The sequence below is a fragment of the Rhodothermales bacterium genome (assembly GCA_041391505.1).
Taxonomy (GTDB): Bacteria; Bacteroidota; Rhodothermia; order Rhodothermales; family JAHQVL01; genus JAWKNW01.
Window position 1 is genome coordinate 71,973 of sequence record JAWKNW010000005.1, and the last position, 22,615, is coordinate 94,587.

Genomic DNA, 22,615 nt, shown 5'->3' on the forward strand with positions numbered 1-22,615 from the left:
GGCGTTTTAATCGCGATCCCTGAGGATCAGGTGCGCCGCGAGCCGCGCCGCCGGCTCGGGAAGCAGCCGCGACATCAGGTGGTAGTACCAGGTGAGCCAGCCGATGCGCCAGTGAAGCCGCCGGCCGTGCGCGGCCTTCCAGACGTAGCCGGCGATCCGTTCGGGCGTCAGGCGGACCTGCCGCGACGTCAATCCGCTCCATTGCGACGACGCCGTCGTGGCCAGATCGGTGCGCACCCATACGGGCATCAGGTCGCACACCCGGATCCCGTCGGCGCGCAGCGCGACGTCCAGGCCCTGGGTGATGCTGCGGACGGCCATCTTCGATGCGGCGTAAGCGGTAAGGTGGGGATGGCCGTAGATGGCGGAGGCCGATGACATGTTGACGATCCGCGCCGGCCGGCTCGCCCGCAGCAGCGGCAGCGCCTGCAGCGTCGTGTTGAGCACGCCCCAGACGTTGATGTCGATCACCCGGCGCTGCTCGCCGGCGGGAATCTCGGCGAAGGCGCCCGCCCGGATGATGCCGGCGTTGTTGAACAGCACGTCCATCCGGCCGCCGGTGCGCGCGCCGAAGTGCGCCACGGCATCGCGCATGCTCGCTTCCTCGCAGACGTCCGCCGGCCCGGCGCAGCATCGATCGCTGCCGAGCTGTGCTGCGAGGTCCTCCACGCCGGCGCGATCGATGTCGTAGAGCCCCACGAACCAGCCTCGGGCGGCGAAGAGTTCGGCGGTCGCTTTGCCGATGCCGGCGGCGGCGCCCGTGATGAAGATCGAGGGCGTGCTCATGGGCTCAGGAGGATGAGGGATAGGTCGAGTCGACCGTCATGGCGGCTTCGAGCATGGCGAAGGCCGCATTGGCGTAGGGCATCAACGAAAACAGGCTGCCTTTCTTGAGTCGGAGCTTGCCGGAGAGCAGCGTCGTCATCGGATCCACGACCTTTTCGAGCAGGCCCCGCCAGGCATCGATCGGGCCGGAGACGACATACGGGACGTCCGCCTCGTCGGCCGGTGTCGCCAGGCGCACACCCTTGCAGCGGCCGGCTTCGAGGTCGAGGTACAGCGCCCGATCCACGGGTATGCCCTGGGAAGGGTCGGCCTCGAGGATAAAGACCATGGGTTTTTTCCAGGACGAGGCTGCCTTGCGGTAGGCGTCCGACGTTTCCAGCTTGCCGCACCAGGCCGCGGCCCACGCATCGGTAAATATTTCGGGCATGTTCTCAGAAAGGGTCGACACACAGGGGCGCGGCCTGTCCGGCGCTCAGCTTCGGACGCGCGCGACTTCGGCCTTTAGATACGCCGGCAGCCGATGCGTTCCAAATGGCGGCGCGACGATGTCGGTGGTGCTCACGCGCTCGAAAAAGGCGAGCAGCTGGCTGAGCCGCGGATCGAACGGGGCGATGAGCAACCGGTTGGCGCCCATCACGAAACGCGGCAGTTGCACGTAGCGGGGCTTCTGCCGGCTGGCCGTGAAGGCAAGATCGAATACTTCCTGCCGCGTGAAGATGTCCGGGCCACCGACGGGGACCACCGCCTCGCCGGCCTCGATCGCGTTGGCGCAGACCGCGGCGAGGTCGGCCTCATGGATGGGGTTCGTCCGCGCCGACCCGTCGCCGATCAGCGGGGCGATGCCGTAGCGCACGATTCTCGGGATGACGGAAAACGCGGAGAAATAGCCGGTGGGCTGAACGATCGAGTAGGCCAGGCCGGAGTCCTGCAGCGCGTCCTCGAAGTCCGTGTGCGCCTTAACATAGGCCAGATGCCGGAGTTCGGGCTTCCGAAAGACGGACGCGTACCCGAAATGCCGCACGCCGGCTTGCCGGGCAGCGGTCAACAGGCTGAGGTTGCCTTTAAAATCGACCGTGTGGAAGTCCGGCGACCACAGCTTCGGAGCCATGCTCAGCGAGGCCCCTACCGCCGAAAATACCGTGTCGACGCCCTCGCAGGCTTCGCGGACGGCGCGCCCATCGCGGATATCGGCAACGCGGTGGTCGTCGGACGATTCCGGCGCCGGGCCGGCGGTGCGACTCAGCGTGCGAACCCACCACCCCCGCGACGTGAATTCGCGCGTCAGGTGCCCTCCCAGCGTTCCGGAGGCGCCTGCGATCAGGATCCGGCCTTTTGTTGTGCCCGTCATCGCGTGCTCTTCTCGACGTCGAAAGAATGGAACGTCTCAAAATAGCTGCGAACGGTCGGGAAAAGCAAAGCGCGCGGCCCCCGATCGGTATGATAGCTGCAGGATCTATGATTAGAGATCAAGGATCAAGGATTAAGGATCAAGGATTGAGGCTGAGTATCCTTGATCGTCAATCCTTGATCCTTGATCTCTAATCATAGATCTGCCTTCTCCCGCTCAATTCTGGATCGACGGGTTGCCCGGGTCGCCGGGGTCCCACGAGCGGGTCCAGGTGCCGAGGTGCATGAGGCCGAAGGTGCCCCCGCTGAATTCGGAAACGAGGCTGAAGACGGTGCTCGGATCCTCGCTGATCGTGGCGTCCGGGCCGATGTTCAGCGTGAGGCCGTAGTCCAGGTCGGTCAGATGGCTGATGAAGTCGTTCATCTCGTTCTCGAACTCGGTCTCTTCGTCGCCGGTGCGCCGGTGCCAGTACAGGCTGGCCTCGTACATCTTGAGGTCGAACCCGAAGGTGCGCTGATAGATGCGGAAGGTGAGCGCATCCATGCGGTTATAGTGCGACCACACGCATTCCGGACCCGACTCCGGGTTGGGTCCCCCCGCACAACCAACATGCGCCTCGCCGGCCTTATCCCATAACTTCTTCAGCGCGCTCAGGCGCGTGACGGCGATATCGAACGTCTCGAGGTCGCTGACGGTGAAGATGCGCGTGCGCAAGGGCGCAAAGGCGGAAAACTGGTAGAGCGGTCCGAACCCGGTGCCGATCTGATGCACTTCTTCCGCTTCACCGTGCAGCTGGAAGCGCACCAGCCCCCGGCCGTGGTTGACGTTGTTGAAGACCTCGATGAAGATGCTGTCGCTGGGGCTCAGGGTGCCCAGGGTGGCGTCGAACGCGTTGTATCCCTGGTGGTTGGGGAAGGCGGGATTGTCGGCGTGCCACACGACGTAGTTGCCCTGCGCCGCCGTATAGTCATGCGTGTGCTTGAGCACCATCCCGTTGACGATCATGTCGCTGGGGGCGCCAAACGGCGTCGGCCAGACGCCGGACACGTCGCGCATGACCGACAGGTCCATGTGCCCGGTGTTGGGCATGCCGTCCTGAAGGGCGACGAGGTTGCCTTCGATGTCGACGAAACCGCTCAGGTCGATGACCGGGCTCGTGTCGCCGGCCGGCGGCTTCACCAGGATGATGCCGTCCCACTGGAAGGTCACGCCGGCGGGCACGATCAGGTCGCCCTCGACGACGAGGATGCCCTTGCCCTGAAAGTCGTTCGTCAGCGAAAGGCTGCCCTGGACGGTGAGCATGGCGTTGCCGCCCGACATCCCGAACGTCCCGCCCAGGCCGCTCACGTCGGCTACCGTGGTGGTGGCCGCCGGGTAGTTGGCGGCAAACAGCTCCACGGCCTCGCCGATCTGGTCCGGATAAAACGCGCCGTTCATCGTGTCGTAGAGGTCGCGCTGCGCCTGGTCGATTTCGAGCACGTCGATGCCGAACGCCCCGAGCTCGCTATCCATCGCCGTCAGCTGCTGGCTCATGCCGAGGCCGTAATCCCCGAGGCTCCCGGTCATCTGGAGGTCGGTGAACAAGACCTCGTCCAGTTCGGATAGGCTCTGGTTGTCCAGACCAACGCTGTTGAAGTTGAGCGTCGCCGCCGGGTCGATCGTCGGATTCACCTTGTTGACCTTCAGCTGGATGGCGTTGAGCAGAAAGTCATTCCAGGCATAGCGGCTGCGAATCTCATGCACGGTCTGCTGGAACGCGGCGCGGACGGTGAAGTCCAGCGTGTCGTTCGCGACGGAGAAGTGGACGACGTCGATCTGGCCGCCCCCCTTGTTCATCGTGCTGAACGCCGGCGTCGTGCCGGTGCCGTTCGTCCCCACCCAGCCGGCGAGGACGAGCTTTCGCCCCTCGTAGGCGAGTTCTTTGGCGACGATGCGGGCCTGATTGGCCGTTTCTTTTTCACCGGTCCGGTTGGAGCTGAGCTGCGCGTTGTAGAGCAGCAACAGGGTCGAAAACGTCACGGCGATGACGGAGAGGAGTGCGCCTTTTCCCATGGGTGAGTCCTGGTGACAATGTGCGGGATGAACAGGGGCGTGTTTACTCCCAGTTCAGCAGGTCGACGGTGGAGCCGTACCGGCTGAAATTCAACTGGCTGTTTGCGGTCTGATCGGAGGCGATGCGTTCGATACCTTCCTGGGCCATCTGGACCTGGAAGCGGATGCGGGCGAGGTCGGTCGGGCAACCCGCGGTACCGATGGGTTCGAAGTTGAAGACGCCGCGCCGCGCATACTCCACGGCGAAATACGTGATGTACGACTGGGTGCGGCCCGTCACGACGCCGCCCACGATCCGCTCGAGGCGGTAAAGCGGGTGGTTGACGGTGACGTTGCCCATCTGCCGGCTGACCGATGCGCCGCCCGGGTCGCGGACGAGGAGATAGTTCACGACGGATAACGGCGCGTTGCCCGGGTCGAGCGAGTCGACCTGCGCGTACGGATCCGTCATCGTCACAAACGAAAACGACAGGGTGGTGTCGCCGCTGGCCGTCGTATTGCAGGTCCAGCTGCCGCCCGAAAGGATGCCGCGGGAGGCGGCATCCGCGGTCTGGACGTCGGTGCGCATGTTGCGGATGTCGATTTCCAGCATTTCGGAAAGATCGAGCGTGGCCTGGCGAACCATGGCGTTGACGGTCGTTTCGGAGGCGGACTGCACCCCGCGCACCTGCAGGAGCGCGAAGATGAGAATCAGTACGGAACCGATGATGAGCGCCGAAAGATGGTCTAGAATTACTTGCATGATGGTGTATTGCGAAAGCCGGATTCAGCGATTGGGGCGGAGGCCAGGGATGGGGTCGGGCGCAGGCTGCTCAATGTTAGACATAATCTGAGACGGCGATGGGGCGGTCGGCGACGATGCGCACCCCGCCGCCGGCAATCTCCTCTCGGGACTCGACCGTGATGATGAGCCGTTTCATCAGCGTCTTCACGCCAGGGCCCGGCGTTCCGGTCGGGTTGCTGGCATCCACATACTGCACGCTGTAGCTGGCGCGGAGGCGGTACGTTTCGTTGCTCAGCGTATGCACGACGGTGGAATCGACGTAACCGTGAAAGTCGTCGATGTCGTCGAAGGTGCTGATATCGCCCGCCGTTTCGCCGCTTTCCACGCCAAACGAGCCCGAAGAGGTGAGGTCGACCACGTCGGTGATGAGGGTGGACATGCCGAGCCGGGCTTCGTCGAACGCGTAGCTCGAAAGTTCGCTCAGGCGGCGTTGCGCGTAGTCGCTCGCCGCGGCTTCGAGTTCCCGGACATGCGCGGTGCGTTGTAGCATAAAGATCGACCGCTGCTGGTTCATCGCGATGGTTGTGATGATCAGCAACGCGCCAAGCGCGAGAAGCGTCTGTTGCATAGCCTACGATGTAAGAGGGGGGCGCGATGGAGTGCGCCGAGCGCGTCGGGGGGAGAGGTGCCGCGCTCTGATTAGCGATAGCTAAACCTTAGCAAGATGCGGGCCAAAGAGACGGGTGGGGAGGTCAGATCTTGAAGAACCACCGCCGGCGGTAGAGCAGGTAGCAGAGGCCCCACTCGAGCGCCAGGACGGTGAACGCCGTCACGACCGCGCCGGCCGTCTCCGGCAGATGGAGCCACCCGGCGATGCCGAGGGTGAAGATGCCGACGAAGCCGTTGAACCACTGATGGCCGACCGTCTCAAAGAAGAGGTAAATAAAGATGGAGTTGGCCCCGACGACAACGAAAAAAGGCGCAAAACGTCTGTAGCCTTTTACGTCGACCAGCGCGTACGTCGCCGCCAGCGCCAGCAGGCACCATCCGCCGGACACGATCACGAACGAACTCGTGCAGATGCGCTTGATGATGGGCGTCACGCCGGCCCCGTCGAGCCCGTAGCCGATCGCCAGACCGATAATCCCCCAGATCGCCAGCCAGCGGATCTTGTCTCCGGGCGCCCGCTCTTCCTGAAGCCACTTGCCGGCGATCACGCCCCAGATCGTGTGCGCCGACGTCGGCAGCGCGTTGATCGCCACCCAGCCGCCCCCGTTGATCTTCCCCATCAACACCATATCCATGTAGGCCCCGAAACTCTTGCCCTGGACAAACGGCTCGTTGAAGCCCTCCAGGGGGAAGGTGCGGTACAGCACCTCGGTCAGGCCGATCAGGGCGAGCGACACGATCAGCTGGGTGCGCCACGGCAGGTTGAACAGCAGGTAGGCCACGAGAATGGTGACCGACAGCTGGGACAACACGTTCCAGAGTTCCCACACCAGATGGCCGGCGTAGCCGCAGTGCAGCATCACCCCGAACAGCAACAGCAACGCGCACCGGATGACGATATGGCGCAACGTGCCCGACCACGACTCGCCCCGCTCACGCCGTTTGCGGACGGAGTAAGCCATCGCCACGCCGACGATGAACATGAAGAACGGCTGGATCAGGTCCCAGAAGCGCAGGCCGTTCCAGGGATGGTGATGGAACTGCGTTACGATCGCCTCGAGGACCGGGTGGCCGGCCACGGCATCGCCCAGCGACCCGTACACGTTCGCCGCCTCGCCGGCCAGCAGCACCATGATGCCACCCCGGAAGACATCGAGCGAGAGGAGGCGATGCGGGGGGACGTCGGCGAGCAACGGCGATCGGGTGGTCATGGGTGCGGGGTCAGGAGGCGGGAGGGTGGGGCAGTCGGCGCACGATCGGATCGAGCAGGGTGCGCGTCCAGCGCGTCAGGGTGGGGCGGTCGTTCAGCAAGGCGGCGCCGCGGGGGCCCAGCGTGCTATAGTAGAACCGGATGAAACGCCGGCCGAAGGCGTTGCGGGCCAGATATACGTCGCGGAAATACCGCAGCCGATCGGTCTCGCAGGCGTCGCATCCGTACAGGGAAGACGCGACGAAGCAGTCGACGATGATGCGCTTGCAGGCGATGTCCGGATGCTCCCGGTCGGTGAAATACACGCGATACTCGTCGCCGCGCGATGCCAGCACGTCCTTGAGCGCCTCCACGGCGTTCACGATGCGCTTGATTTCGTGGTAGTAGGCGTCGCTGATGTCCTTATAGCGGCGCTGCTTCGACCGGCAGTACGACCGCTTCAGCGTTTCGAGCTGCTCCCGGCTCGCCTGGAGCGCGTCCAGCAGGACCTCCAGCTCGGCGTCGGGCTTCGGGACCTTGATCTGGATATTCGGCTCCTTGTACCAGAACTCGTTGTAGGTCTCCGGCTCCTTCTTCTCCTCACGCCGCCGGCCGCCAAACAAAAACCCCCGGGGCCGGCGCTGGGGAGATTCCTCCTCCTCGTCCTCGTCGGGCTCGTCGTCCGACTCGCTGTTTACCGCGGCCTTCAGCCCCTCGATCTGCCTTTTGGTCTGATCGGACAGGGCGTCGGTGTTTTTCGGCGGGGGATCGTTTTTGGGCGGTCTGGTCGGTTCCACGAAGCTGGTTGGCTGTCCGTTCGGTGATGCTGGCGCGTGGCCAAGATACAGCAGGCCGGCGAACCTGTAAATGGGATGAAGGGACGAGATGCTGGCGCGAGAGGCTGGGTGGGATGCTGGCGCATGATGCTGGGTCGAGATGCTAGGTTTAGATGCAGGATGCAGGATGCAGGATTTTTTTACTGGACATCATCCCCGCATCCCAGCATCCTAACATCCTGCATCCTGCATCTCGCATCCTGCATCTCGCATCTAGAACCATCATCCCCGCATCCCGCATCCCCCATCCCCCCCGGTGCGAAAGTTCGATTAATAAGTCGCCAGAATCGCCGATACAGAAGGACATGAAATGCGGTTTCACCCGGAAAATTCTCCACCAAGGCCATGCAAGATACCCCAACGCGTTATGAAATGACATTCGGCACCATCGAGTGCCTGGAGCCAGGGATCGTGGAAGTCGTCGTCAATGGCGATGTGATGATGGACGGGAATATGGTGAACGAATGCGAGGGGGTGCTGAAAACCATCAGCGGGTCGGAAGTAGGGATCCTGGTGAACAAAAAGAACCCCTACACGCACGACGAAGAGGCGAAGCACATGCTGGCGACGCTCGGCATGTTCAAGGCGATGGCCGTGTTGCTGACGGGCTGGTTCAACTCGGTGCCGGCGAAATACCTGATGTCCATCCCTGTGGACGTAACGACCCCGGTTCAACTTTTTCACGATCGCGACGAAGCGCTGAGCTGGCTTCGTGAGCAGGTGGCGCAGCCTGCGTGAAGCGTGCAGGATCGAACCGCCGCGATTTCCTTACCGCCGTGGCGTGCCGGCCGGCAGATCGAGTCTGATCGGCATCGCCAGGGCAAGAATTCTACCCCATGGCAGCCATGCCGGCAACGAACGCGCTCAATCCATTACTCGAAAAACAGGTACGCCAACATCTGGGTGATGCCGCGGACCTGCCCGAGGAAGTCGCCCTGCTCCTGCGCGCGGTAAGCGAATCGTACGGCCGGTTTCAGCGCGACCGCCAGCTGCTCGAACGGGCCATGGACCTGAGCTCCAACGAACTGCTGGCCGTGAATGCCAAACTTCGAAAAGAGCGCGATCACCAGGCCGAGATGCTCGTGGACCTCCGCGAGGAAATCGAGCGAAGGGAAGTGGCCGAGGCCGCGCTCCGCGACAGCCAGCGGCTCCTTGCGCAGTTGCTCGAGGCGGTGCCCGTCGGGGTCATGGTGGTGGATCGGAACGGGAGCACGCACTACGTCAACAAGATGGCGAAAGAGCTGTGCGGGCTGGCCCGGGAAGAGTTCACGCTCGAAGCGTTGACCGGGCAGTTCAAGGTCTTCATGCGGGATTCCGATCAGACCTACCCAATCGAGCGGCTGCCGATCATGCGCGCGCTCAACGGGGAATCGGCGATGGTGGACGATATCGACCTCTTGCAGAATGCGACGCGCATCCCCCTTCAGTCGTGGGGCGCTCCGGTGTACAATGGCGACGGGGAGATCGAATACGCCATCTCGGCCTTTGCCGATATCTCCGGCCGGCTCGCCGTGGAAGAGGCGCTCCGCAAGGCCAAGGACGACGCCGACGCCGCCGCGCGCGCGAAGAGTGAGTTCCTGGCCAACATGAGCCACGAAATCCGCACGCCCATGAACGGCGTGATCGGGATGACGTCGCTGCTGCTGGAGACGACGCTCTCGCTCGAACAACAGGATTTTGTGAATGTCATCCGGTCGAGCGGCGAGTCGCTGCTCACCATCATCAACGACATCCTGGACTTCTCGAAAATCGAGGCGCGAAAGCTGGTCATGGAGCGCCACCCGTTCGAGTTGCGCGCGTGTCTGGAGGATGCCCTGGACCTGCTCGTGCCGGCCGCGAGCGCCAAAGGACTCGAATTGCTGCTCTACGTCGAGCATGACGTACCCGGCACCATCGTCAGCGACGTCACGCGCATCCGGCAGATCGTCGTCAACCTGTTGTCCAACGCGGTCAAGTTCACGCCGGCAGGCGAAATCTCGGTCCACGTCACGGCGGAAAAGCTGCAGCAAGCCCAGTATCGAATCGCGATCCAGGTCCGCGATACCGGCATCGGCATTCCGGCCGACCGCCTCGATAGCCTGTTCGAGTCGTTCAGCCAGGTCGACGCCTCGACGACCCGGAAATACGGCGGCACGGGGCTCGGCCTGGCCATCAGCTATCAGCTCAGCGAACTGCTGGGGGGCGGGCTGTCGGTGCAGAGTACGGAGGGCGCCGGCTCTACCTTCACGTGCACGTTCGTGGCCGCGGCCGAACACACCCCGACCTCCGAATCGCGCCAGCTGGAAGGAAAACGCGTCCTGATCGTCGACGACAACGCCACGAATCGGCGCATCCTGTCGCTGCAGACCCAGGCCTGGGGCATGCTGCCCGAAACCGCCGAGTCGGCCGAGGAGGCCCTCGCGCTGATCGAGGGCGGCGCGAGCTTCGATCTGGGGCTGTTTGATATGCAGATGCCGCAGATGGATGGCGTTACCCTGGCCCGGGAAATGGCGGCCAACGAGCGCCTCGTCGCGATGCCCGTCGTGCTGCTCAGCTCGATCGGACAGAACATGATGAAGGACCGATCGGTGATCCACGCGTGGCTGTCGAAACCGGTGAAGTCGGAGCAGCTCCGACGCACGATTTCGGGCGCGCTGCACCTCCCGATCGACGAACAGCCGCCCGAGACGCCGGCGGCCCTGCGGCCCCGGACCGTGATCCAGCAGACCGGCACGCGCGTGCTGCTGGCGGAGGACAATGTGATCAACCAAAAGGTCGCCACCAAGATGCTCGAGAATATGGGCTTTCGGGTCGATGTGGCAGCCAACGGCTTCGAGGTGCTGGACGCCCTCGATCGCATTCCCTACGACGTCGTGCTGATGGATATGATGATGCCGGAGATGGACGGCATCGAGGCGACCCGCGCGATACGGGAACGGTATGACGCGGAGCGCCAGCCGGTGATCATCGCCATGACCGCCAACGCGATGTCCGAGGACCAGAACGCCTGCCTGGAAGCCGGCATGGACGATTTTGTCTCCAAGCCGGTCAAGAGCGAGACGCTCCGGAAAGCCCTCAGCCTCTGGGTGCCCGTCGAAACGGTCATGCATCCGGACTGATCGGCGCGGGGTCGGTCTCCGTCGAGAGGATGCGGATGGGCGATGGATCGAAGCCGAATAGATCCTCGGGCGAGAAGATCAGCCGGAAATCGTGGTCGGCGAAGAAGGGCTCGAACTTCCGGGCGAATTCGTCGAGCCGCTTGAGGTAAAAGCCGGTGTTTTCGTCGGGCGCCGCGGGGTCCCACAACTCGGCCAGTCGCGCCTCCTCGAACGAGGTGACCTGGGAGGCGGAGCCGGCGATGTAGTAGGTGATGCGATCCCCCTTGCGAACCGGTTGCCCGGTTTCGTCGGCGCGGCGAATGGCCAACTCGTAGGCGGCCGCGCGCGTCCGTTTGCCGGCACGCACATCGGCCAGATAGCGGTCGACCTGGTCCTTCAGGGTTTCGGTCCGCGAAAAACTGTCCGCATCGTCCCAGTCGTGCGCGAGGATGCGGTCGCGCGTAGCCAGGTAGAGGTCGTGCAGGCCCTGGATGTCTTCGTCCATCAGCAGGCGGATCGCCTCGCGCACGAAACGCCGGCCGAAGCGCTCGCTGGAGCGCGAAACGAGGGACGAGCCCTTGAACTTGAGGTGGTCGTCGTAGGTCAGCAGGGCGTAGTTTTTCTTCTTGTACGACAGCATTTTCTGGAATCGTCCGTCGTAGCCGATGCGGATCCCGTCCGGCATGCCGGCGCTCAGGCGGTCCACCAGGGCCCGTTCCCCGGCTTCGGTGTCCACGCCGGCGGGCGGGACGAAAAGCACGCCGTCGGTGTCCACCTCGATCACCCGGCCCCCCGCCGCGCGGATCGCGGCGATGATCTTCCGCAGCAGCTCCTGCCCGATCCGGGCGACGCGATCCGCCTCCTCGAAATCGTTGAAGGCGGCGAGGCTGAACCCCAGGTTGCCGTAGAACGAGTTGATCAGGATCTTGAACGAGTTCTGGCGGGCGTCCAGCTCGCTCCGGGTTTCCTCCGACGCCGCCTCCCTCATGCTCCGCTTGGTGTCCAGACGCAGCTCGGTCAGCCGGCGGAGCAGTTCGGGGAAGACCCGCAGGGTGTCCTGCCGGGGCCGGACGTCGTAGTTGAGCATGATGGAGGGATACAGGCTCTCGACGTCGGCATACACGATCGGGCCGGCGATGCCCGTGAAAAACACATCCGTGTAGCCCCCGAGGGTCTGGGTGCCCATCTGGCTTCGCGGGATGGCGTGCTTGTGACGCAGGTACTCCCGGATGAAGAGCGCCTCGATCTTGGCCGCCGGCCCGGTGCGGGCGATCTGGCCGTAGGGCATCGGCACGATCTGGCTCAGGTAAAACGTGGAGCCGGAGAGATGCCGGGCCAGACGCTCGGTCTCGATCACATCGTCGTACGCGTATTCCACGAGCAAATCGGGCTGTTCGTGCCAGATACGGCTGATGTCGTCGCCGGCGATGTACGTCCGCTCCGGCGCCGCGAGGCCGAAGTAACGCGCCGCGACCTTGAGTCCGTACCCCGGCAGATCGCGCTTGAAGACGTCGAAGGCCATGACCTGGAAATAGGTGTCGACGACATGCCGGCCGGCGATATCGAGCGCCGGGAAGTCGATGGCCCGCTCGGCGAACCGGATGCTCGACGGGAAGACCCGCGGCGGCCGGCCGTCCCGGCCGATGGCCAGCGGCACCCGATGCATCGCGCACCGCTGCATGAGGTAGGCGAAGTCGAACGCGAAGATGTTGTGCCCCTCGATCACGTCGGGGTCGCGCTCCTGGATCAGGGCCACGAGCCGGGCGAGCATGTCCTTTTCGCTCATCGCGCGGCGGTCGATCATGTGCCGCCATCCCCGGTTGTCGGACAGCGCGATGAGGATGATCTCGTCCTCGGCACGCGTCGCCTGGGGAAAGCCGCGGGAGGCGTATACCTCGATGTCCAGCTGAAGCCGGTGCACGTCGTCGAAGCCCATCCCCTTGAACAGCGTCCTCCCGGTCTGGATGAGGTACTGCTGGGCGGGATTCGGCACCAGATAGAGGATGTCCGAGCGGCCGGCGGGCCCCGGCGCCTGGCGTTCGATGTGGCGGATCGCGTCCCAGTAGGCGCTCCAGGACTGGACGACCACGAGATGCCGGTAGTGGTTGGGGCCTTCGAGCGTCTGGCTCCGGTACCGGTTTTCGGGAAAGCCGCGAAGCAGCGCCTCGTCGGACAGAAAGAAAAACGGATAGAGGGGAGCTTCCTCGGTGTCGATGCGCGCGCCGTCCTCGGACCGGATGTAGAGGACGACGCGGGCCGGCGTGTTCTGGTCCAGGCCGATCGGATGGATCGCCACGATGCGGGGGGTAGGATCGGCGCCGAACAGGGCGGCGTCGGATGCTGCGGTCATGCGGGTACGGCGTTATAGGGTAAGCGGTCCGGCAGCATACGCCACGGGGGTGACAGCCTCGTGGCAGCGGGTATCCTTCATCCAGGCTTTGCAGCGAAGAGAGGGCAGGAATTCGTATTATCCGTAATCCCGCCCCCCCGGCGGAGTTCCACCCCGTATCCTGCATCCCGTATCCTGCATCCCGTATCCCGCATCCCACATCCCACATCCCGCATCCCACTTCCCATGATAACCCGACTGACCACCGAGCGCGTGGGCCGGCGATTTGGACGCCGCTGGCTGTTCCGCAACGTCGCATTCGAGCTGAGCGCCGGCGAGTCGCTCGCGGTGACGGGCCCCAACGGCTCGGGCAAGTCGACGCTCCTTCGCATCCTGGCCCGGCTGCTGCAGCCCACGGAAGGGGAGGTGCGGCTGGAAATCGACGGGCAGGCGGTCGATCAGGAGCGGCATCCCTTGCGAACGGGTTTCGTGGCCCCGTACCTCAACGTGTACGACGGCTTCTCCGCCCGCGAAAATCTCGATTTCATCGCCTCGGCCCGCCGGATGCCGGACAGGGCGGCGCGCATCGGCGCCGTGCTGGAGCAGGTGCAGCTCGCCGACCGGGCCGATGACCGCGTGGCCACGTACTCCTCGGGTATGAAGGTACGCGTAAAATACGCCGCTGCCCTGCTGGCCTATCCGCCGTTATTGCTGCTCGATGAGCCGACGACCAACCTCGACGCCCGCGGGGTGGGGATGGTCCGCGACGTCATGCAGCAGCACCTCGACCGGGGCGGCTTGCTGATCGTTGCGACCAACAACGCCGACGAAGCCCGCTGGTGCGCCCGCGAGCTGCCCGTCGCCGTACCGTGACACGGCCTCATCCCCGCGCTGCGTAGGCCAGCGTCGCAAGGTGGACGGCCTCCGCGCCGGCTTCGCGCAGCGCCAGCGCCGCGGCGCACGCGGTGGCGCCGGTCGTGAGCACGTCGTCGACCACGAGCACGCGCCGGCCGGCGACGCCGTTTCCGGCCACGAAGGCATCGGCCACGTTTTCCCATCGCGCCGTCAGGCCGAGTCGCGTCTGCGTCCGCGTGGCGCGCGCGCGCCGCAGGTCGCGCATCGGGGGAGGGAGGCCCAGGGCGTCGGCGATGCCCTGCGCCAGGTAGTGGCTCTGGTTGTAGCCCCGCTCGATCAACCGGGCGCGGTGCAGCGGGATCGGGACGACGCCGTCGAGCGATGCGGAAGCGAGGTGGTCGCGCAGGGACGGACCCATCAGGCCCCCGAGCGCCCGCCCGTAGACGGGCCGGTTGCCGTATTTGAGCGCGTGCTGCAGGTGCTGGAGGGGGCCGTCCTGCACGAAAGACCACATGGCGAACGCGGTATCCGGCCGCCCCGCGCGCTCCGGCAACAGGGCGAGCTGCTCGCGCACCGCCTCGAGGTCGGCGCGGGGCATGCTTCGGGCGCAGCCGGCGCAGAGCGGCAGCGCGCCGGTACGGGCAGCGCGGCCGCACGCGACGCAGAAGACGGGTAGCAGGAGGTCGACCAGGGCGCGGCCCGCCGCTATGTGAAAAGGATGTAGAGCGCCGGCGCGCATCGCCCTAAACCCGTTGGAAAGTCGTATACTGTACCGCCTCATATAGCGAAGACCACATCAATCAGGTGTACGATATGTCAATCTCCAAGCAGCGCCGGGGGATGGTGATCAAGAACACGAATACGCGTCCTGTTGATATCGCCATGAAAACCCGACCGCTGCGGCTCAATCCTGGCGAAGAGAAAGCCGTGACAGCGGAAGAGGTGCGCGACGGCGATCTGCGTGAAAAACTGCAGGTGCGCGCCGTCAGCATCGTACGCCCGACGACGATCGAAGAGGAAGAGGCCCTCATCCGCGAAATAGAAACCGCCCAGGAAGCCCAGGGTGAAGATTCCTGACTTTCCTATCTAGACGTAATACGCCGCTCCGGCGTACCGCCCGCCCTGCCAGGGGCTGCTCGGATCCCTGCCGGATCGATGGAAATCCTGCCTGGCGACCACCCCAGTTGCGCAACCCGGCGCTCCCGCCGTTTCAAGACGTATGAGTGAAACGCCCCTCAATGTGCTGGCGATCGAGCCGTGGTACAGCGGATCCCACCGCAATTTTCTGGACGGCCTGATCCGGCACAGCCGGCACGACTTCCAGTCGCTCACCATGTCCGGCCGATTCTGGAAGTGGCGCATGCACGGCGGCGCCGTCACCATGGCGCGCAAGGCCCGCCTGGCGATCGAGAAGGGCTACAAGCCGGATGTCATCTTCGCGACGGACATGCTGAACGTGCCGGCCTTCCTCGCCCTGATGCGCCCCCACCTGGGCGATGTGCCGGTCGTCATGTACATGCACGAGAACCAGCTCACCTACCCGCTGCGGCCCGGCGAGGAACGCGACAACACCTACGCCTACATCAATTACATGTCCTGCCTCGCGGCGGACCGCGTCGTCTTCAACTCCCAGTTTCACCACGACGAGTTCATGGAGGCCCTCCCGGTCCTGCTGCGCGCGTTCCCGGACTACAACCACCTCAACGGGGTCAAGGAAATCCGCCGCAAATGCAGCGTCATCCACCTGGGGATGGACCTGCGGGCGCACGATCCGTACCGCCGGCACCTCACGCCGCGCGGTCGCGCCCAGGCACACGTGCCCGTGGTGCTGTGGAATCAGCGGTGGGAATACGATAAAAACCCCGAAGCCTTCTTCCGGCTGATGAACCGGCTGGACGACGTCGATTGCCGCTTCCGGCTGATTCTCGCCGGCGAGCACTTCGAAGAGCAGCCCTACGAGTTCGAAAAGGCGTTCGAGCGCTACGCGGACCGGATCCTGCACTACGGGTACGCCGAGGACTTCGCCGAGTACAGCACGCTCCTCCACCGCGCCGACATCATCGTGTCGACCGCCGTGCACGAGTTCTTCGGGATCGCGATCCAGGAGGCCATCTATTGCGGCTGCCATCCGCTCCTGCCCAACCGCCTCAGCTACCCCGAACTCATCCCGGCAAGCCTGCACAAGCCCCTCCTGCACGCGCCGACGCTGTATCAGGACGAGGAGCACCTCTTCCGCATCATGATGAGCATCCTCAAGGGAGAGGAGCGCCCCCTTCCTCCGGAGACGCTCCATGAGATCCCCGAGCGGCTCGACTGGCGGGTGCACGCCCGCGTCTTCGATGCCCTGCTGGAAGAAACCGCCTCGCCGGCGTGACGCCCGCGCCTCCGGATCCCGCTCGCCCCGAAAATCTTCCGAGGAACCCGTAGCCCGTTCCGCCTGCAACGACGTACTGCAAGAGCCGTCGTACAAACCCGTCGACCCACTTGTCAGCGCCGGCTCCCGTCACCCCTTGCATCGTTTCTCGATCGTTCTGATGGCCTGCCCGCCAGACGCCCTGCCGCCCCACGGACGCGTCGACCGGCCGGCAGCGTCGCATTTTTTATCTGTTGATGCCAGCATCTGTCCGTAACGGGAAGGCCCGCGCCCCGCGCATCCTCATGTTGCTCGAAAACAACCCCTATCCTGGCGATACGCGGGTGAGGAGAGAAGCGGTGGCGCTCGTAGAGGCCGGATACCATGTCACCGTGATCGCGCCCCGGGGCGATGGCGAGCCGCCGGAAGACCGCGTCGCCGGCGTCTCGGTGTATCGCTACCCGCCCCCGCCCGAGAACAAGAGCGTGATCGGTTTTGCGTGGGAATTTCTGTATTCAACGGTCGCCGCGTTCTGGGTCTCGCTCCGCGTCTGGCGGCGCGAGGGGTTCGATGCGGTCCATGCCCACAACCCGCCGGACACCCTGTTCGTGATCGGCCTGTTCTACCGGCTCTTCGGCAAGCCCTTCGTGTTCGATCACCACGATGTGTCGCCGGAACTCTACATGGCGCGGACCGGCGGCGAAGGCAGCCGCTTCATCTACGGCGCCTTGCGCTTCCTCGAACGATGCACCTATGCATCGGCCAACCATGTCATCGCGACGAACCAGTCCTTCAAACGCCTCGCGATGGAACGCGGGCGCCGGGCGGAATCGGACGTCACGATCGTCCGGAACGGCCCCTTGCTCAAAGACATCGGCGCGTACGAGCCGTTCGATGCGCTGAAGGACTCGGGCAAGACGATCCTGGGGTATGCCGGCGTGATCGGCATCCAGGACGGCCTGGACTACCTGGTCCGCGCGCTCGCCCACCTTCTGCATGCGCGCCGGCGCGACGACTTCCTCTGCATCGTCATGGGCGAAGGCGACGACCTGCCGCGCGTGCGCGCCCTCGCCGACGAACTCGCGGTGGCGTCGCACATCCAGTTCGCGGGATGGGTCGAAAAACCTACCCTCGGTCGCTATCTCACGACGATGGACATCGGGCTGGACCCCGACCCCTCCAACCCGTGCAACGACCATTGCACGATGATCAAGATGTCCGAATACATGGCGTTCGGCAAACCCATCGTCGCGTTCGACCTGCCCGAACATCGCTTCACCGCGCCGGATTCGGCGCTGTTTGTGCCGAACAACGACATCGCGTTGTTCGCCGAGGCGATCGAGCGGCTGATGGACGACCCGGAGGCGCGGCAACGCATGGGCGACGCCGGCCTGGCGCGCGTCCGGAGCGAACTGGCCTGGGATTTCTCGGCCCCCCGCTTGATCGGGGCCTACGACCGGCTGTTCGGCGCGCCGTTCGGCATCAGGAAGCCGGCGCCCGGTGCCGCCCCCGTCCTGGAAGCCGACCACTCGACCCGGCCGGCATAAAAAAACGGCGGCCCGCCGGAGCGGACCGCCGTCGACGCTTCGCGCCCGGATCGATTACATGTTTTCGACCATCGCCTGGGCAAATTCGCTCGTCTTGAGCAGCGTCGCCTTCTCCATCAGCCGCTCGAAATCGTACGTCACCCGTTTCTGGGCGATCGTTTTTTCGAGGGACGCGATGATGAGGTCGGCCGCTTCGCGCCAGCCCATGTAGCGGAACATCATCTCGCCGGAGAGGATGACCGAGCCCGGGTTGACCTTGTCCTGATTGGCGTACTTCGGCGCCGTGCCGTGCGTCGCCTCGAAGATGGCCATGCCCGTGTCGTAGTTGATGTTGGCGCCCGGAGCGATGCCGATGCCGCCAACCTGCGCGGCGAGGGCGTCCGAGATGTAGTCGCCGTTCAGGTTCATCGTGGCGATGACCGAATATTCAGCCGGCCGGGTGAGAATCTGCTGCAGGAAGGCGTCCGCGATCACGTCCTTGATGATGAGGCCGTTCGGCAGTTTGCACCAGGGGCCGCCATCCAGCTCTGTCGCGCCGAATTCTTCCTTCGCCAGCTCGTAGCCCCAGTCGCGGAAGCCGCCCTCGGTGTACTTCATGATGTTGCCCTTGTGGACGAGCGTCACGCTGGGCAGCTTTTCGTCGATCGCGTAGCGGATGGCCGCGCGGATAAGCCGTTTCGAGCCCTCGGCGGAAATCGGCTTGATGCCGATGCCGCTCGTGGCGGGAAAGCGGATCGAGGTGACGCCAAGCTCCTTCTGCAGGAAGTCGATCAGGCGCGTGTTCTCCGGCGTGCCGTTTTTGTATTCGATGCCGGCGTAGATGTCTTCCGTGTTTTCGCGGAAGATGATCATGTCCACGAGTTCGGGCTGGCGCACCGGGGAGGGGACGCCCGTGAAATACTGGACGGGCCGCACGCAGGCGAAGAGATCCAGCTTCTGGCGGAGCGCCACGTTGAGTGAGCGCATGCCCCCGCCGACGGGCGTCGTGAGCGGCCCCTTGATGGCGACCATGTAATGCTCGATCGCGTCGAGGGTATCCTGGGGCAGCCAGTCGTTGAACGTAGCGAACGCCTTCTCGCCGGCATAGACCTCGAACCATTCGATCTTCCGCTTCGTGCCGTACGCCTTCTTGACCGCCGCGTCGAAAACGACCTGCGAGGCGCGCCAGATGTCGGGACCCGTGCCATCGCCTTCGATAAACGGAATGATCGGATGATCCGGCACGTTGAGCTTGTCGCCGGTTTTGGTGATGGCCTCTCCCTGAGCGGGCGCCTTGAGGTGTTTATAGGTTGACATTTCGCTACGGACTTCTCGGTGGCACAAACGGGAACATGCTGCGCCGGCGAAATGCTTGGCCAGACGCGGGGCAGCAAGGCCGCAAATTAATGCATCCGCCCCCTGAAAGTTGTCCGTCGTTCAAGAATTGCGTTCAAAGACGGCGGAATAGATCGCGGAGCCGCAGTTCCCAGACCTTGCGCATGGCTTCCCACACGATCTTGCGGCTCATCTTCGATTGACCTTCCGTCCGTTCCGTAAAGATGATCGGCACCTCCCGCAGCCGGAAGCCCTTGCGCCAGGCGCGGTATTTCATTTCCACCTGGAACGAGTAGCCGTTCGAGCGGACGGCGTCGAGGTCGATCGCCTCGAGGACGCGCCGGTGGTAACACTTGAAGCCGGCGGTGACATCCTGGACCGGCAGGCGGGTGATCATCCGGGTGTAGATGCCGGCGCCGTAGGACAGGATGAGCCGGCTCAGCGGCCAGTTGATGACGCGCACGCCTTCAATGTACCGCGACCCGATGGTCAGGTCGGCCTCGCCGTCGCAAACGGGGCGTATGAGCGCCAGCAGGTCGTCCGGGTTGTGCGAAAGATCGGCGTCCATCTCGCAGATACAGGAGAAGCCCTGTTCGAGCGCGTGCCGAAAGCCCGCGATGTAGGCCGTTCCGAGCCCGAGTTTGCCGGTGCGTTCGATGAGCCCGATGCGATCGGGGAATCGGGCCTGGTAGGATCGTACGATGTCCGCCGTCCCGTCCGGAGACCCGTCGTCGATGATGAGGATCGAAACGGGGTCAGGCAGCGCGAGAATGCGGTCGAGCACGCCGGCTATATTGGACGCCTCGTTATACGTCGGAATGAGGACCACAGAACGTCCGGGCATATCCTAACGTGGACCATTGGGAGAAAGGGGAGCGGCGGCATGGTGGCAGCGGGGAGCGCGATCACGGCGTCGGGCGGATGCGGCGACGCAGGCGGACGGTGGGTAGTCCGGCGGGAATATAACAAGCAGGGATGACGAACCGCAACGGGTCAGGTGGTCGCGCCTTCGGCGCCGGGCGCCCGCTGTTCGCGGAGGAAGTGCAGGGTATGCTCGATGAGGCCTGTGGGGACTTCGATCTGGCCGTCGTCGTGGACGAGCGTGATGGTCTGGCGGTACTGATCCAGGAAGGGCGCGCAGCTCGGGCACATGTCCAGATGGGCCTCGAACCGGGCGCGGAGCCCGGAGTCCATGCGCCCCTCGACATAGTCGAGGATAAACGCACTCGCCTGCTCGCAGCTGAGCCCGGGCGAGAAGAGACTGCGGATCTTTTCGAACAAGGTCATGTGGGCACTCGGGGACAGAGACTAATGGAAATAGCGGTCGAGCAGCGTGCGCAGGGCGAGCCGGGCGCGGTGCAGGCGAACCCGTACCGCGCCTTCGCTGATCTCGAGGACCTGGGCGACTTCCGCCGTGGACATTTCTTCTATATCACGAAGGGTGATGACGAGCCTGTAGTCGGGGGGGAGTTCCGCGATGGCGTTGTGCACCAGCTCCTTTCGTTCGCGTTGTTCGGCAATCCGTTGGGGATTCCAGAAGTCATACTTTTCCGTGTGCATCCCGGACTCGAAGGTCGGCTGGAGCCGATCCATCTTGTCCTCTTCCAATGTATCGTACCGCCGGCGTTTCCGTAAGGACGCCCGGGCCAAATTTAACCCGATGGCATAAAGCCAGGTCGTGAATTTGGCTTCCCGGCGGAACGAAGACAGCCGCTTGTACGCCTGCAGAAACGTTTCCTGCATGATGCTGCCGGCCTCGTCCTCATCCTGGACGATCCGCTGGATCATGCGGAAAAGGCGCGGGCTTTCGGTCTGCACGAGCAGCTCGAAAGCCTGCGGATCCCCCCGCAGGATGGCTTCTATGTCCATGGACGACTCGGAGGATGCTCCCGAGGGTGTGGCTGGCGTCATAGCTCTTCGTGTGCCGGGCCGGCATCCCGTTACAGGACCACCCGGGCGCCGAATTGTGTAAGAAGCGTGAATAAGCTGTGGAACAGCCCCGCCCGGTCGATTCGCGGACATCAAAACGACGTGAGCGGGCGTACAAGGCACCCTTTTCAGACGCGCTCCAACGGCCCATCGTGCCGCAGGATGCGTCGGGGCACGGAGGATACGCAAGACTTCACGCGTAACTCAAGAAGTTCTGCAAGCACTCGGCAGAATTTTAGCTGCTCATTGCCTAAATTATCATGCTTTGCTTTTTTTGCGCCCGCCGCAGCGTGACGAAAGAAGTACGTTCTCCTGTTTAAGCGCAACCGAAAAAGGCCGCTGTACGCCCACCGGGCTGACCGTTCAACCACTAGATGAGTAGATATGGCAAGCGATAGCGATAAAAAGACGACCAAGCAGACCGGCTCCCGCTCTAATGGAAAGCGGACGCCCGCGCGGAAAAAAACGAGCGCCCCGGCTGCAAAAGTGAACGGCTACAGCGTGGATTTCGCCGACGCGCCGGACATGCACATCTCGTTCAACACCTACCAGCCCGGCGTCTACACGCACAAGGAGCTGGGGCTGAGCACGCAGCAGGTGATCGACATGTACCGGAATATGCTGCTCCAGCGTCGTTTCGAGGAGCGGGCCGCCCAGATGTACGGCAAACAGAAGATCGGGGGCTTTCTCCATCTTTACATCGGGCAGGAAGCCATCGCGACCGGCACCGCGTACGCCATGCGCATCGGCGAGGACCAGGTGATCACCGCCTACCGGGATCACGGGCTGGGTCTGGCGCTGGGCATGGATCCCGACGCCTGCATGGCCGAACTCTTTGGTAAAATCGGCGGATGCTCGCGTGGCAAGGGCGGCTCGATGCACTACTTCAGCGCCGAGCTGAAAATGATGGGCGGCCACGGCATCGTCGGCGCGCACATTCCGGTCGGCACCGGGCTCGCCTTCGCAAACAAGTACAAGGGCGAAGACACCGTATGCCTCACCTTCTTCGGTGACGGCGCCGTGCACCAGGGGGCCTTCCACGAGGCGGCCAACCTGGCCGGCCTCTACGGCTTGCCCGTGATTTTCGTCATCGAGAACAACCACTACGCGATGGGCACGGCCGTGAACCGGGCGGCTGCCGAGCCGGATCTCTACAAGCAGGCCCTCAGCTACAACATTCCCAGCTCGCTGGTCAACGGCATGGATGTCTTCGCCGTGTACAAGGCCATGCAGGAGCATATCGCCCTGGCGCGCACCGGCAAGCCGTCCCTCATGGAGATTCGCACGTACCGCTATCGCGGCCACTCCATGAGCGATCCGCAGAAGTACCGCACGAAGGAAGAGATGGACGCCAAGAAGGATGAGGATCCGATCATCCGGCTGAAGAGCTACATCATCGAGCACAAGCTGTCGAGCAACGACGCGCTCGATACGATCGATGAAGAAGTGAACGCCCAGGTCCTCGCATCGGTCGAGTTCGCCGAGAACAGTCCGTTCCCCGATCTCGAAACGATCTATCAGGACATCTACACCCAGTCGGATTATCCCTTCACCACCTGATTCCCGGCGCGTACGCGCCCCTTCCATTGCGCCGTCCAGCCGGCGGT

21 protein-coding genes are annotated in these 22,615 nt (G+C 64.0%); 7 read left to right on the forward strand and 14 right to left on the reverse strand.

The annotated features are described in order from the left end of the window. Positions 1–6 precede the first annotated feature (6 nt). From R2834_06990 to R2834_07025, 8 genes are all read right to left on the reverse strand, one after another. Entirely contained in the window at positions 7–786 is a 780-nt protein-coding gene (locus R2834_06990; protein MEZ4700058.1) for an SDR family oxidoreductase, read from the reverse strand. A 4-nt stretch (positions 787–790) separates the two neighbouring features. Then, positions 791–1,213, reverse strand: a complete 423-nt coding sequence (locus tag R2834_06995) for an SCP2 sterol-binding domain-containing protein (GenBank protein ID MEZ4700059.1) — start codon at positions 1,211–1,213, stop codon at positions 791–793. A gap of 45 nt (positions 1,214–1,258) precedes the next feature. Beyond that, on the reverse strand, positions 1,259–2,134 hold the full coding sequence (locus tag R2834_07000; protein MEZ4700060.1) for an NAD(P)H-binding protein: 876 nt from the start codon (positions 2,132–2,134) through the stop codon (positions 1,259–1,261). A gap of 216 nt (positions 2,135–2,350) precedes the next feature. Beyond that, positions 2,351–4,186, reverse strand: coding sequence for a hypothetical protein (locus R2834_07005; GenBank protein ID MEZ4700061.1), 1,836 nt, complete (start codon positions 4,184–4,186; stop codon positions 2,351–2,353). 43 nt (positions 4,187–4,229) lie between these two features. Further along, a complete protein-coding gene (locus R2834_07010) occupies positions 4,230–4,928 on the reverse strand; it encodes a hypothetical protein (protein MEZ4700062.1) in 699 nt (232 codons plus the stop codon). A gap of 76 nt (positions 4,929–5,004) precedes the next feature. Then, positions 5,005–5,538: a hypothetical protein gene (locus tag R2834_07015; GenBank protein MEZ4700063.1), complete on the reverse strand. Its 534-nt coding sequence runs from the start codon at positions 5,536–5,538 to the stop codon at positions 5,005–5,007. 124 nt (positions 5,539–5,662) lie between these two features. Then, complete coding sequence (locus tag R2834_07020) at positions 5,663–6,790, reverse strand: DUF5009 domain-containing protein (protein MEZ4700064.1); 1,128 nt, start codon at positions 6,788–6,790, stop codon at positions 5,663–5,665. Between the two features lie 10 nt (positions 6,791–6,800). Next, positions 6,801–7,565: a CFI-box-CTERM domain-containing protein gene (locus R2834_07025; GenBank protein MEZ4700065.1), complete on the reverse strand. Its 765-nt coding sequence runs from the start codon at positions 7,563–7,565 to the stop codon at positions 6,801–6,803. 384 nt (positions 7,566–7,949) lie between these two features. On the opposite strand from R2834_07025, the gene R2834_07030 reads away from it, so the two are divergent. Beyond that, complete coding sequence (locus R2834_07030; GenBank protein ID MEZ4700066.1) at positions 7,950–8,342, forward strand: hypothetical protein; 393 nt, start codon at positions 7,950–7,952, stop codon at positions 8,340–8,342. Positions 8,343–8,449: 107 nt separating this feature from the next. Continuing rightward, positions 8,450–10,702: a response regulator gene (locus tag R2834_07035; protein ID MEZ4700067.1), complete on the forward strand. Its 2,253-nt coding sequence runs from the start codon at positions 8,450–8,452 to the stop codon at positions 10,700–10,702. Here R2834_07035 and R2834_07040 read toward each other — a convergent pair. Further along, positions 10,686–13,031: a DNA polymerase domain-containing protein gene (locus R2834_07040; protein ID MEZ4700068.1), complete on the reverse strand. Its 2,346-nt coding sequence runs from the start codon at positions 13,029–13,031 to the stop codon at positions 10,686–10,688. The two genes, R2834_07035 and R2834_07040, sit on opposite strands and share 17 nt — an antisense overlap. 225 nt (positions 13,032–13,256) lie before the next feature. Between R2834_07040 and ccmA the strand changes: the two genes are divergently transcribed. After that, complete coding sequence (gene ccmA, locus R2834_07045) at positions 13,257–13,883, forward strand: heme ABC exporter ATP-binding protein CcmA (GenBank protein MEZ4700069.1); 627 nt, start codon at positions 13,257–13,259, stop codon at positions 13,881–13,883. Between the two features lie 7 nt (positions 13,884–13,890). On the opposite strand, the gene R2834_07050 is transcribed toward ccmA, so the two are convergent. Then, on the reverse strand, positions 13,891–14,604 hold the full coding sequence (locus R2834_07050; protein ID MEZ4700070.1) for a phosphoribosyltransferase family protein: 714 nt from the start codon (positions 14,602–14,604) through the stop codon (positions 13,891–13,893). A 74-nt stretch (positions 14,605–14,678) separates the two neighbouring features. Here R2834_07050 and R2834_07055 point away from each other — a divergent pair, with 74 nt between their 5' ends. From R2834_07055 to R2834_07065, 3 genes are all read left to right on the forward strand, one after another. Further along, positions 14,679–14,942, forward strand: a complete 264-nt coding sequence (locus R2834_07055; GenBank protein MEZ4700071.1) for a hypothetical protein — start codon at positions 14,679–14,681, stop codon at positions 14,940–14,942. A gap of 142 nt (positions 14,943–15,084) precedes the next feature. Next, entirely contained in the window at positions 15,085–16,239 is a 1,155-nt protein-coding gene (locus tag R2834_07060; GenBank protein MEZ4700072.1) for a DUF3524 domain-containing protein, read from the forward strand. Between the two features lie 236 nt (positions 16,240–16,475). Further along, on the forward strand, positions 16,476–17,765 hold the full coding sequence (locus R2834_07065) for a glycosyltransferase family 4 protein (protein ID MEZ4700073.1): 1,290 nt from the start codon (positions 16,476–16,478) through the stop codon (positions 17,763–17,765). Between the two features lie 54 nt (positions 17,766–17,819). Here R2834_07065 and icd read toward each other — a convergent pair whose 3' ends face one another. The 4 genes from icd to R2834_07085 all read right to left on the reverse strand — a co-directional run bounded on the left by icd (position 17,820) and on the right by R2834_07085 (position 20,948). After that, positions 17,820–19,061, reverse strand: a complete 1,242-nt coding sequence (gene icd, locus R2834_07070; GenBank protein ID MEZ4700074.1) for an NADP-dependent isocitrate dehydrogenase — start codon at positions 19,059–19,061, stop codon at positions 17,820–17,822. A 133-nt stretch (positions 19,062–19,194) separates the two neighbouring features. Then, positions 19,195–19,923, reverse strand: a complete 729-nt coding sequence (locus R2834_07075; GenBank protein MEZ4700075.1) for a polyprenol monophosphomannose synthase — start codon at positions 19,921–19,923, stop codon at positions 19,195–19,197. A 149-nt stretch (positions 19,924–20,072) separates the two neighbouring features. Continuing rightward, a complete protein-coding gene (locus R2834_07080) occupies positions 20,073–20,366 on the reverse strand; it encodes a zf-HC2 domain-containing protein (GenBank protein MEZ4700076.1) in 294 nt (97 codons plus the stop codon). Between the two features lie 21 nt (positions 20,367–20,387). Then, positions 20,388–20,948, reverse strand: a complete 561-nt coding sequence (locus R2834_07085) for a sigma-70 family RNA polymerase sigma factor (protein MEZ4700077.1) — start codon at positions 20,946–20,948, stop codon at positions 20,388–20,390. Positions 20,949–21,392: 444 nt separating this feature from the next. Between R2834_07085 and pdhA the strand changes: the two genes are divergently transcribed. Next, the gene (gene pdhA / locus R2834_07090; protein ID MEZ4700078.1) at positions 21,393–22,568 is read left to right on the forward strand and encodes a pyruvate dehydrogenase (acetyl-transferring) E1 component subunit alpha; all 1,176 of its coding nucleotides are present in this window, start codon (positions 21,393–21,395) and stop codon (positions 22,566–22,568) included. Positions 22,569–22,615: the final 47 nt, after the last annotated feature.

Bases quoted from the DNA above. Each gene is read 5' to 3' on its own strand.
- R2834_07075 (MEZ4700075.1), bottom strand. From the start codon at position 19,923: ATGCCCGGACGTTCTGTGGTCCTCATTCCGACGTATAACGAGGCGTCC.
- R2834_07035 (MEZ4700067.1), top strand. From the start codon at position 8,450: ATGCCGGCAACGAACGCGCTCAATCCATTACTCGAAAAACAGGTACGC.
- R2834_07030 (MEZ4700066.1), top strand. From the start codon at position 7,950: ATGCAAGATACCCCAACGCGTTATGAAATGACATTCGGCACCATCGAG.
- pdhA (MEZ4700078.1), top strand. From the start codon at position 21,393: ATGGCAAGCGATAGCGATAAAAAGACGACCAAGCAGACCGGCTCCCGC.
- R2834_06995 (MEZ4700059.1), bottom strand. From the start codon at position 1,213: ATGCCCGAAATATTTACCGATGCGTGGGCCGCGGCCTGGTGCGGCAAG.
- R2834_07065 (MEZ4700073.1), top strand. From the start codon at position 16,476: ATGCCAGCATCTGTCCGTAACGGGAAGGCCCGCGCCCCGCGCATCCTC.
- R2834_06990 (MEZ4700058.1), bottom strand. From the start codon at position 786: ATGAGCACGCCCTCGATCTTCATCACGGGCGCCGCCGCCGGCATCGGC.
- R2834_07050 (MEZ4700070.1), bottom strand. From the start codon at position 14,604: ATGCGCGCCGGCGCTCTACATCCTTTTCACATAGCGGCGGGCCGCGCC.
- icd (MEZ4700074.1), bottom strand. From the start codon at position 19,061: ATGTCAACCTATAAACACCTCAAGGCGCCCGCTCAGGGAGAGGCCATC.
- ccmA (MEZ4700069.1), top strand. From the start codon at position 13,257: ATGATAACCCGACTGACCACCGAGCGCGTGGGCCGGCGATTTGGACGC.
- R2834_07055 (MEZ4700071.1), top strand. From the start codon at position 14,679: ATGTCAATCTCCAAGCAGCGCCGGGGGATGGTGATCAAGAACACGAAT.
- R2834_07010 (MEZ4700062.1), bottom strand. From the start codon at position 4,928: ATGCAAGTAATTCTAGACCATCTTTCGGCGCTCATCATCGGTTCCGTA.
- R2834_07000 (MEZ4700060.1), bottom strand. From the start codon at position 2,134: ATGACGGGCACAACAAAAGGCCGGATCCTGATCGCAGGCGCCTCCGGA.
- R2834_07060 (MEZ4700072.1), top strand. From the start codon at position 15,085: ATGAGTGAAACGCCCCTCAATGTGCTGGCGATCGAGCCGTGGTACAGC.
- R2834_07040 (MEZ4700068.1), bottom strand. From the start codon at position 13,031: ATGACCGCAGCATCCGACGCCGCCCTGTTCGGCGCCGATCCTACCCCC.
- R2834_07015 (MEZ4700063.1), bottom strand. From the start codon at position 5,538: ATGCAACAGACGCTTCTCGCGCTTGGCGCGTTGCTGATCATCACAACC.
- R2834_07005 (MEZ4700061.1), bottom strand. From the start codon at position 4,186: ATGGGAAAAGGCGCACTCCTCTCCGTCATCGCCGTGACGTTTTCGACC.
- R2834_07080 (MEZ4700076.1), bottom strand. From the start codon at position 20,366: ATGACCTTGTTCGAAAAGATCCGCAGTCTCTTCTCGCCCGGGCTCAGC.
- R2834_07085 (MEZ4700077.1), bottom strand. From the start codon at position 20,948: ATGGACATAGAAGCCATCCTGCGGGGGGATCCGCAGGCTTTCGAGCTG.
- R2834_07020 (MEZ4700064.1), bottom strand. From the start codon at position 6,790: ATGACCACCCGATCGCCGTTGCTCGCCGACGTCCCCCCGCATCGCCTC.